Below are 10,068 nucleotides of genomic sequence, written 5' to 3'. Positions count from 1 at the left end.
CATACATCGAGCAGTACCGTTTTTTAATCTGCCTTTGGAAGCGGTATCTCTATAAAGTTGCCACTTTTCTGCTTTTTAGCTAAAGAACTTTTCAATTGCCGCTAGATGATTTTCGAATCCTTCGAAAGCGTGGGAACCTCCCTCTTCGATAAAAATATGGCCGTCCTGAAACATTTCTGCGGCGACGTGCCAGTCGAGCAGTTCGTCACCGGTTTGCAGCAGCACCATATAGTTCCCAGGGGTTTTGATGGGACCGAGGGCCAGGGATTCGAGGGTCTGGATGTGGCGTTCGTTCCATTCGAAAGCGGAAAGGTCATAGAAATTTTTGACTTCACCGGTATAGGCGGCGAGTGTTTCGTAGGGCTTGAGAGAAGGGTTGATGAGCACCGCTTTAAGGCCGTATCGCTCAGCCAGGTTGGCGGCATAGAACCCTCCCAGAGACGAACCGATGAGGTGAATCGGTTCGTGGGGCAGAAAACGTTCCACCAGCTGCGTGAGTGTGTCGAAAGCCAGTTCGGGTACATAGGAGAGTGAAGGTGCCATGGCGTGGGCACCGAAGTGCTGACGGACGGTCCAGGCTTTGGAACCCCGACCGCTGCTGGCGAATCCGTGAATGTAGAGTACCATCGCTATCCCCTTCGTGCTTCGAGCATCAGTTCTGTTTTGAAGATCCGGCCGCCTCTGGCAATTTCGACGGTGACGACATCTCCGATACGGTGCTTTTCGAGAATGTCGTCCATCTCCCTGACCGATCGGATCGGTTTGCCGTCGATGGAGACGATGATGTCACCGGGATCGATCGATCCATCCGGATAGATGACTACACCCCGCAGCCCGGCTTTCGCTGCGGAAGAGCCGGGAAGAACCCGCATGACCATCACGCCGTCGAAACCGAGGCGTGCCTGTGCCAGTTCGTTGAGCCGTTCGTCCGTGACGACGCCAAGTGAGGGTTCAAGGTATTTGCCGTAGGCGATAAGCTGCGGGATGATGCGGTTGACGGTATCGACCGGAATGGCGAACCCGATGCCGGCATAGGCGCCCGATGGACTGAAAATGGCGGTGTTGACACCGATCAGGCGTCCGGCAGAGTCGAGCAGGGGACCGCCGGAATTGCCCGGGTTGATGGCGGCATCGGTCTGGATCAGATCGTGAATGACGGCACCGGTTCTCTCCGTCATCGATCGGTGAAGCGCCGATACGATACCGGTGGTCAGCGTCCAGTCGAGCCCGAACGGGTTGCCGATGGCGAAGGTTTTCTGCCCCACTTTCAGGTCGTGGCTGGTGCCGATTATGACAGGTTTCGGGCGTTTGATCGGGACATTGATGCGAAGGACGGCAAGATCGTGGCGACGGGAAGCGCCGACGAGCACAGCCGGATAGTCCCGTCCGTCGCTGAGGCGGACACGTGCTTCGCTCGCCCCTTCGATGACGTGCCAGTTGGTGACGACATGTCCCAGATCGTCCCAGACAAAACCGGAACCCGTGCCACGGGGAATATTGTAGATATTGCGAGTCCACGGGTCGATGACCGCCTTGGCGGTGGCGATGTAGACAACCGAATCTTTGGTACGTTCGAAGAGTTCGATGGTGGCCTGTTCATCCTCGGCGAGATTCCCACGGGGAGTGACGGGACGGGGTTGCGCCTCCGATGTGATGAGAAGTGTTTGTATGAGGGGCAGGCTCTGCCAGAAAAGCATCAGTAGCATCGCCGCGAATGCCGTAGCGACGAGCCGTCGGATATATCGATCGTCCATGAATTGCCTTTTCCTAATCGGTGGATGCACCGCTGCCGCAAACGGCACCGGTTTTCGGCGATTATAGCATTTCAGACTGCCTGGGCGGAACAGAGGGGAGGCTCGAGCGTGAAAGTAGGGGAATATTTGCGATGCATCTTCTCCGTTGTCTCTTCCGCACGTTCCATCCAGTAGTGTCCAACATCCTCGTATTCATTGCAGACGGCTCGCCAGGCGGCAAACGCGGCAAGAAGAAGAAAAAACAAAAAAACGAAAGGCAGAACGAATCCTGCCGCAAATGATCCCCAGAGTATCCAGGGGTTGGCCGACATCCTGTTTATAGAATCCATTGTGACACCTCCTTGTCTGGACAGTGTCATGATAGAGGAGGTGTCAGACGGCGTCGTGTCCGGTTTGTATGTCGAGCGTTTTTTTCAGAAGATTTTCGAATGCTTTCCGGGTTTCGGCAGGAGTGAGAATGATCAGATCAGGCATCCATGATTTGACAATATCCAGCGCTTCCCGGATGGTTGTTGCCTTGAGGATTACTTCGATATCTCCATTGGCATGCCTCGCGACGATTTTCTGATTGGGACTGAGCGGGCGGCGCTCCAGATATTTGACGATCGGGGCCCTGGCGAGAAGATGGAGTTCGAACGGTTCGAGATTGGGATCGAACCAGGCGTTGAGTGCGCCGGAAATACGTTCGCGCAGGCTCGGATTGGGGTCGAAAGTCTCATCTGTAACCACAGCATCGGCAATCTCTTTGATATAGAATTTTTTTACGAGCTCACTGGCCGGTTCGTATGCCATCATATACCAGTAGCCGTCAAAGTTGACAATGCGATAGGGGTGGACGATTCTTGGTTTGTTGTGATAGACGAACTGCAGCGAACGGGTCAAAACAGTAGCCTCTTCAATCCGTTTGAAAAGGGCACTGTGAGACGTGATATCCTCGATGGGAAGGTGGCTTTGTATCGGAACGGCGGTGTCGTTTTTCAGTTTTCCGAGAAGCGCTTTGGAACGTTCGGCGAAGCGGCTTCCGACGCCGGTGGCGATCGTTTCGAGAATCTGCAGTGTCAACAGGTTGTCAATGTCCTGGACTTTCTCAAGCCGGTGCCCTGCCCGCATCTGCCAGCAGCGGCCACTCTTTTCGATAGGGAAGCGGATGAGCCGTTCGTTGAAATCGCGCTGGATCGTTTTGGTCGAGACATTGAACTCCTCGGCCAGATCCGCAACGCACAGTGTTTCGCCACTGTAAAGACGCTGAAGAATTGTCGTCAGCCTAGTCAGAATTTTGTCGTAGTCGTGCGATTTGTTCATGCGTGGCGACAAGCATATTATGTTCCAGCAGAAGACTCAAGCAATTTGTAATGAAATTGTGTTAAAATACCTCTAATTTGGAAGAAGGCAACCGAGTCATGGGAAAAGAGTTTGTTTTTTTATTATTGGGAATCAGCGCCGGCGCCATCATCGCGTTTGTTGCCGGATATATACTGGCACGGAGCAAGGCGGATCGCAGGCAGGCGATGTTCCAGGTCGAAATCGATGAGCTGCTGCAGGCCAACGAAGAGCTGGAACAGGAGCTGAGACCTCTCAAGCGCCGTTTCAAAGAGCTGGAGTCGACACTCAACCAGGAGTACGTGGAAAAGGCGTCACTGCTTGAGCGGCTCAAGCACCTCGGCGATATCCGTCGGGAGCTCGAGCATGAGCGGACGATCAATCACAAACTCAATGAACGGATTGCCGAACTGGAGCAGATGATCGGGAAGCTGGAGGCACAGATGGCTGCAGAAGCGGATCATATCGAACGCCAGCTCGATCAGATCGAAGATATCAAGCGCAAAATTGTCAAAGTGGTGCAGGAGGCTGTCAAATAGGTTTCAGGCAGCAAATCAGAACAGGGCTACAGCAAACATATCGATTCTATCCGCCTGTGTCAACCGGACACGACGGCTTCCGGACAATCCTCTATCATTGATTATTCCTCATGCCATTCCACTACCAAAGGTTTGACCGATGCAGATTCCGCTGATATGGATCTATTTTGCCGCCGGATTTGTCACAGGGACCATACTTCTGGCGCTGACTGCCTACTTGGTGCTTCGGAGGCAGCGAATACGCTATGAAGAGCAGATTGAAGAGCTGGCGACACAGACACGGGATCGGATGGAAGATGCCGAAGACTCTATCCTCTCACTGAAAGAGGAGAACGAAGCACTTGATAATCAACTACAGATGAGCCGCGTTGAAAACGCCAGGCTCAACGAGCGTGTGGAACGGTTGAAAATGCTCGAAGCGGCTCTGGATGAACTCGAAGCTGCACTCGACGAAGAGCGCCGCCGCAATGTAACCCTCGAAAAAGAGGTGAGCGAACTACATACGCGTATCGAAGAGGAGCGCAGGCAGGCGGAGCGAAGCCTCCGGGAGCTGAAAGAGGCCAAAGAGATTATGCAGAAAGAGTTCAGAGTGCTTGCTGCGCAGATCATGGAGGAGAACAGCCAGCGGTTCGGGACCGTTTCGAAAGAGCGTGTCGAGCAGGTGCTCAAACCCCTCCAGCAGCAGGTCAGCGAGTTCAGAAAGCGCATCGAACAGGTCCATACCGACGAGACGAAAGAGATGGCGACACTGCTCAACGAGATCAAAACCCTCAAAGATCTCAACAGGCAGATCAGCGAAGATGCCGTCAACCTGACGCGGGCCCTTCGGGGCGAGAGCAAGCAGCAGGGTATCTGGGGTGAAATGGTGCTGGAGCGTGTTCTGGAGGCATCGGGTCTGCGCGAAGGAGAGGAGTATGAACGAGAGGTCAGCCTGCAGGACAGCGAGAAGAGACGTTTCCGGCCCGATGTCATCGTCCATCTTCCGGACGACCGCGATATCATTATCGATGCGAAGACATCGCTAGTGGCGTATGAGCGGTATGTGAACGCGGAGAACGACGAGGAGAAAGCGCTCTATGCCAAGCATCATCTCGATGCCGTCAAAAACCATATCGAGAAACTGAGCGACAAAAGCTACACGGCTCTCGAGGGAATCAACACCCTCGACTTCATCTTTATGTTTATGCCGATCGAGGGTGCATTGATGCTGGCGCTTCAGACCGATCCGACACTCTACGACAAAGCGTTTGCCAAACATATCGTTCTGGTGAGTCCGACAACGCTGCTGGTGGCACTGCGTGCCGTGGAAAACACGTGGCGCCACGAGCGGCAGAATCGCAATGCGCTGGAGATCGCCCGGCGTGCCGGAGCCCTCTACGACAAGTTTGTTTCGTTCGCCGAGGATCTGGAGCGGGTGGGCAAGCAGCTCGACACGGTGCAGAAAACCTATGAGGGTGCATGGAAAAAGCTGACCGAGGGGCGCGGAAACATTGTGCGGCAGGTCGAAGGATTGCGGGAGTTGGGTGCCCGAGCCAGCAAACAGATGTCCAAAAAGCTGGCGGACGAGGCGGAACTTGATCAGCTGCCTACGACCGACTGATATGATGCAGATCCTGAAATCCTGTGCCGCATCATCTCAAAAACCAGTACTTTCGGAAATTTGGGATTAACTCCTGCCAAAACATGGGCTTGTCGCATGTTCTGTTACGTTAATGACAGCGCGTTGTCAATGCCAGAGCGACGGCACGTTCCGCATCGCCGCCGGCATAGTTGGTGGATATATCAACTAGTCGAATACCGCGTTCGAGAGCATATGTCAATGCCTCGATATACTTCGGATTTTTGACACGGATACGGTATGTGCCAAAACCGAAATATAAATCTTTCATATTATCTCTTTTTGTCGATATTATAATAATATTTTGTGACGCATAAGATCCAAAGGGGAAAATCGATGTACATTCCAGAATTTATCAGGAACAAGCGCCTCTCCGTGATGTTTTCCATTTTGATTGCGGTGGCGATGATCATTATATCGACAGCGATTTACTGGTATCAGTTCGAGGAGAACAAAAAAGCGTTGCGCCAAAATCTCTATAGTGAAGCGGTCAGTATCCTGAATTTCGCCGATGTTCTGCTCGAGAGTCGGAATGAAAAGTTTTTTTCCGGTGAGTCTCCGGAAGTTCCCCAGATGATACAGAATGAGATTTTTGACAGATTTACCAAAGTAAGTAAAGGAAAAGTCTTTTTCAAAGAGGCTTCAAAGAGACCGACAAATCCCAAGAACAAGGCACTTCCTTTCGAAGCACAGACCATCGACTACTTCCAGCAGCACAAAGAAAGCAAAGAGCATATCCAGCAGGTGGAGCATGAGGGCAAATCCTACTTCATGCTCTCCAAGCCGATGATTGCGGAAGAGCGGTGTAAGCTTTGCCACCCGACCTGGATACCCGGGGATGTCATCGCGATCGAGTCGGCGCGAATCGATCTCAGTGACTATGAGGCGGCTTTGCAGAGCAATCTTCTTTATTCGTTCCTGAACTGGTTTGTCAATATCGCTGTCGTTCTGCTGGTGATCCATCTGCTTTTCAAAAAGGTGATTGCGCAACGGCTCGAAAAACTGCTTCAGGTTTTTCTGCGGGTCGAGAAGGGCAAATTTACCATCGACGATATTCTGGGAGAGGATGCCGATATCGATGAAACGAGCAAAAACGAGATCGATCAACTCTTCAGACATCTGAAGCAGATGGTCGATGTATTGCGTCCGGTTATCGGCAGGGTCGTGTCGCAGTCGAAAAATGTTGCATTTGAAGCCTCGTATGGACTGGTTCGGTTGAAAGCTTCGAATGAATTGGTCATGCATCAGACAGACGAAGTGGAGCATGTCGCGCAGAGTCTCAAAACGATCGGAGATATGAATCAGACGCTCAGCAGTCAGCTTGAAACATTGGTGTCCCATGTGGACGAATCGGTGCGTCTTATCGAAAACGGACAGATGCAGATGCGGCAGAATGCGGAAGAGACAGCACAGGCTTCCGAGGCCCTTGCCGGAACGATCCGGTCGATCGAGGAGCTGAAAGGATTTTCCGAAAATGTCTACAAAACGATCGAACTCATATCGGAAATTGCAGACGAGACGAATCTGATTGCACTGAATGCGGCAATCGAAGCGGCGCGGGCTGGCGAACATGGACGCGGCTTCGCCGTCGTCGCAGACAAGGTGAGAGAACTTGCGGAAGTTTCGATGGAAAACGCGAACAATACCCGGCGTATTATTCAGTCGATGGTCCGAAATATCGAAGGGGTCGTACAGAATGCGACCCATACCCAGTCGTTCTTCACACGTCTGCAGGAGAGTTCGGAGCGTGTCGGGGAATATTTCACCGAGATCGAATCGACGCAGCGACAAACGATCAGCACGATGAACCATTTTGGCGAAGAGTTTACCAAAGAGTATGAAGCATTTGCGCAGATCCTCAAGCAGCTCGATGCGGTGACGGAAGGCAATAGACACATTATCGAGAGCACGAAAAATGTGGAATCGGTCATCGCGATGATTTCGGAAGAGAGTGCCGAACTGAAAGTCCTCAGTGACGGGTTCGAAACGGTGACAAACAAACGGATGATGCCCCGAACGATAGTCTCGCCTCCTGTGGCAATATCGATCGAGTACGAAAACGGTGTACACGAGCGTGGTTACATCTTCGATATTTCGAAAAACGGTATCTCATTTTACGGCATCGAACCCGACAGCCGCTGCAACATAGAAGGGCTGCCGGGCCTGCGTGGGACCGTGCGATTCGAAAAGGCGATCGACGGGATTGACAATATCCGTTTCGAAGTGGTCTATCAGAGCGAACCGAAGTTTCATGGCATCCGTTTCTGCGGAGCGAAGAGAGTCTGATGCGCTCTTGAGACATCGGTGTCATCTCTTTTTTCAGGTTATGGATCGGGGAGGTTCAGCAGCTTTTTGACCACTTCCGGAAGCAGACGATACTCTGTCTCCTGAATGTTGCGTGTAAAGCTTTCGAGCGTATCCTCTTCCGCTATCCCGACACACGCCTGTGCCAGGATCTCTCCGCTGTCGAGTTCCTGGGAAACACGGTGAATCGTGACCCCGCCCACCTTCATGCCGCTTTCGAAACTCCGCATGATCGCATTGGCCCCTTTGAAAAGAGGCAGCAGGGAGGGATGGAGGTTGATCGCCTCGATTTGGGATGTGAATATCGGTGTCAGGATTCGCATAAATCCTGCCATTACGACAAGCTTCGGAGAATGCGAGCGGATGACTTCGACCAGTTTGGTGTCGAACAACTCTCTGTTTTTGTAATTCCTATGGTCGATAACGACCGTGTCGATACCATACCGTTTCGCACGCAGGATTCCTTCCGCATCCGGCCTGTTTGTAATCGGAACGATTTCGGTTTCCGTGTCACCAAACTTTTGATGATGAAAATGGCGGATGAGATTTTCGAGATTGGTCCCTTTTCCGCTGAAAAGTACGACTATTTTTGCACGCTCAGGCAATCGTTTCAGCTCCTTTTCGGCTGGATGTGTTTTCAAATAATCCGTGGTCAGGGTGCGGTTTTTGCAAGTGTGCGAATCACATCAATCAGATCTTCGGCGGTGGCACTGAAATCTGCACCTTCATAGTGCCGTGCGCAGAATGCGTGGGCGAGCGAGCCATTGATGGCGGCATTGAGCGGTGTGTATCCCTGAGCGAGAAGTGAAGCGACGAGACCGCTGAGCAGATCGCCGCTGCCTGCCTGGGAAAGCACCTGGTTTCCCAGTGGATTGATATAGATGATGCCTTCATGTGCAATCAGGGTATTTGCTCCTTTTAGAATCAGAACAGTATTCGGATAGAGTTCCGAAAATCGTTTGGCCCATCCGAACCGGTCTTTTTGAATCTGGGAGACGCTCACTTCATCGATTTCGAGTGTTTTCAGCAGCGTTGCAAACTCTTTCGGATGGGGGGTGACGATCGTTTTGCTGCATGTGTCGAGAAGGGTTTTGATCCAGGGCACATAACACATATCGGCATCCATCAAAATGGGGATATCCTCTTCGACAATGGTGCTTTTGATGAGAATGGGATCGTACTCGTACCCCATGCCCATTCCCATGGCGATGGCACTCGTGGTATCGGGAAGAGTCCCGCTCTGCATCAGGGAAAACGGGAGATTGTCGATACTGCGGTCACTGATCAGTGTGACCAGGCCCGCACCGAAACGCAGGCCTGCCAGTCCGCAGAGCACGGCGGCTCCCCGTTTGTTTCCGGCGATCACGCATAGATGGCCATATGTGCCTTTATGCGATGCGGGATTGGTGCGAATGGGAGGATTGAAATCCTTCTCTTCCAGGAGGAACGTGTCGGTATGGTGTTCATAGTTTCTGCGGCTGACTCCAAGCGCCGCCACTTCGATTTGGCCGACATAGGGCTTGGCGTGGTCACTGTAGAGTGCTGTTTTCAGTGCCCCCATCGTGATGGTGGTATCGGCTTTGAATGCAATGGGGTTGGGATTGCCTTTGGGGTCGATACCGCTGGGGATGTCGCAGGCTATTTTATAGGCGTCTATGCTGTTGAGCGTATCGACAAGGTCCATGCCCCGGGTGTCGAGAGATTTCGCAAAGCCTGCGCCGAAGAGCGCATCGACAATGATGTCGGCATGGTAGGGAAGCGCCTGCACCGGTTCGAGCCCAAGCTGGCAGAGCCGTTCGAGTTGAATCTTTGCCATGTTGGATTTTGCGCCATATGGCAGATAGAGAGATATCTCGTAATCGCCGTGCAGCAGCCGTGCAAGGGTGATACCGTCGGCTCCATTGTTGCCGGGACCGGCGATAATCAGAATGCGGCCTTTTTCACCATGGAATTCGCGGATATGCCGTTCCATCGCTTCGGCTGCGTGCTCCATCAGAATATCTTCGGTCAGATTGTATTTTTCATAACAACGCCTGTCGAGATCGTAACAGTGTTCGAAAACTTTTTTCATGGCATCATCCCTCTCGCTCTTCACTCTTATCGATATATAATAACAAAACTATGCTATAATTTCGCTCGCAAAAATTCACCGAAAGGGGGTGATGTCAGTATGCCTGGCATCCTCGTACGCGAAAACGAGTCGTTTGATGAGGCGTATCGCCGATTCAAGAAGCAGGTCGATCGTAACCTGATCGTCACGGAGGCTCGTGCAAGACGCTTCTATGAGCCGATGACCGAGAAGCGCAAAAAGCAGAAAATCGCTGCACGCAAGAAATTGCTCAAGCGTCTTTTCATGCTGCGCCGATACGAATCTCGTCTCTAAGCGGCAGGCCCCGAAAGGGGCCGTCTTCTCAATGAAGAATTGAGAATTGAAAATGTAAAATGTAGGAAGGTCGCTTTCGCTCCTTTTTATCTCCTTTTAAACGTCGACAATCCATTCTTCTCAACACTCAACACTCAACACTCAACACTC

At 52.1% G+C, this 10,068-nt stretch carries 11 protein-coding genes; 4 read left to right on the top strand and 7 right to left on the bottom strand.

The genetic code is table 11. The features are described 5' to 3' along the window. Window positions 1-75 precede the first annotated feature (75 nt). The 4 genes from Q1K24_RS07745 to Q1K24_RS07730 form a co-directional block, all read right to left on the bottom strand. Window positions 76-627: a YqiA/YcfP family alpha/beta fold hydrolase gene (locus Q1K24_RS07745; protein ID WP_300368422.1), complete on the bottom strand. Its 552-nt coding sequence runs from the start codon at window positions 625-627 to the stop codon at window positions 76-78. A gap of 2 nt (window positions 628-629) precedes the next feature. Further along, a complete protein-coding gene (locus Q1K24_RS07740) occupies window positions 630-1,754 on the bottom strand; it encodes a trypsin-like peptidase domain-containing protein (protein WP_300368419.1) in 1,125 nt (374 codons plus the stop codon). Window positions 1,755-1,825: 71 nt separating this feature from the next. Next, window positions 1,826-2,083, bottom strand: a complete 258-nt coding sequence (locus tag Q1K24_RS07735) for a hypothetical protein (protein ID WP_300368416.1) — start codon at window positions 2,081-2,083, stop codon at window positions 1,826-1,828. 43 nt (window positions 2,084-2,126) lie between these two features. Next, window positions 2,127-3,056, bottom strand: a complete 930-nt coding sequence (locus tag Q1K24_RS07730; RefSeq protein WP_300368413.1) for a WYL domain-containing protein — start codon at window positions 3,054-3,056, stop codon at window positions 2,127-2,129. A 98-nt stretch (window positions 3,057-3,154) separates the two neighbouring features. Here Q1K24_RS07730 and Q1K24_RS07725 point away from each other — a divergent pair, with 98 nt between their 5' ends. Then, window positions 3,155-3,613 (top strand): hypothetical protein, encoded by a 459-nt coding sequence (locus Q1K24_RS07725; RefSeq protein ID WP_300368410.1) that lies wholly within the window; start codon window positions 3,155-3,157, stop codon window positions 3,611-3,613. Window positions 3,614-3,752: 139 nt separating this feature from the next. After that, entirely contained in the window at window positions 3,753-5,213 is a 1,461-nt protein-coding gene (gene rmuC, locus Q1K24_RS07720) for a DNA recombination protein RmuC (protein ID WP_300368407.1), read from the top strand. A gap of 109 nt (window positions 5,214-5,322) precedes the next feature. Here rmuC and Q1K24_RS07715 read toward each other — a convergent pair whose 3' ends face one another. Then, window positions 5,323-5,502 carry an aldo/keto reductase gene (locus Q1K24_RS07715; RefSeq protein ID WP_300368404.1) on the bottom strand — a complete coding sequence of 60 codons (180 nt, stop codon included), beginning with the start codon at window positions 5,500-5,502 and terminating at the stop codon, window positions 5,323-5,325. Window positions 5,503-5,567: 65 nt separating this feature from the next. On the opposite strand from Q1K24_RS07715, the gene Q1K24_RS07710 reads away from it, so the two are divergent. After that, window positions 5,568-7,517 carry a methyl-accepting chemotaxis protein gene (locus Q1K24_RS07710; protein WP_300368401.1) on the top strand — a complete coding sequence of 650 codons (1,950 nt, stop codon included), beginning with the start codon at window positions 5,568-5,570 and terminating at the stop codon, window positions 7,515-7,517. Between the two features lie 38 nt (window positions 7,518-7,555). On the opposite strand, the gene purN is transcribed toward Q1K24_RS07710, so the two are convergent. Both purN and Q1K24_RS07700 read right to left on the bottom strand, forming a co-directional pair. Beyond that, entirely contained in the window at window positions 7,556-8,176 is a 621-nt protein-coding gene (gene purN, locus Q1K24_RS07705; RefSeq protein ID WP_300368398.1) for a phosphoribosylglycinamide formyltransferase, read from the bottom strand. An 11-nt stretch (window positions 8,177-8,187) separates the two neighbouring features. Then, on the bottom strand, window positions 8,188-9,606 hold the full coding sequence (locus tag Q1K24_RS07700; RefSeq protein WP_300368395.1) for an NAD(P)H-hydrate dehydratase: 1,419 nt from the start codon (window positions 9,604-9,606) through the stop codon (window positions 8,188-8,190). Window positions 9,607-9,705: 99 nt separating this feature from the next. On the opposite strand from Q1K24_RS07700, the gene rpsU reads away from it, so the two are divergent. After that, window positions 9,706-9,918, top strand: a complete 213-nt coding sequence (rpsU, locus tag Q1K24_RS07695) for a 30S ribosomal protein S21 (RefSeq protein WP_092913660.1) — start codon at window positions 9,706-9,708, stop codon at window positions 9,916-9,918. The last annotated feature ends 150 nt before the right edge of the window (window positions 9,919-10,068 follow it).

The organism is Hydrogenimonas sp., assembly GCF_029932565.1.
GTDB lineage: Bacteria > Campylobacterota > Campylobacteria > Campylobacterales > Hydrogenimonadaceae > Hydrogenimonas.
The sequence above is the reverse complement of the archived record's forward strand: the minus strand, read 5'-3'. Positions and strand labels throughout refer to the sequence as shown.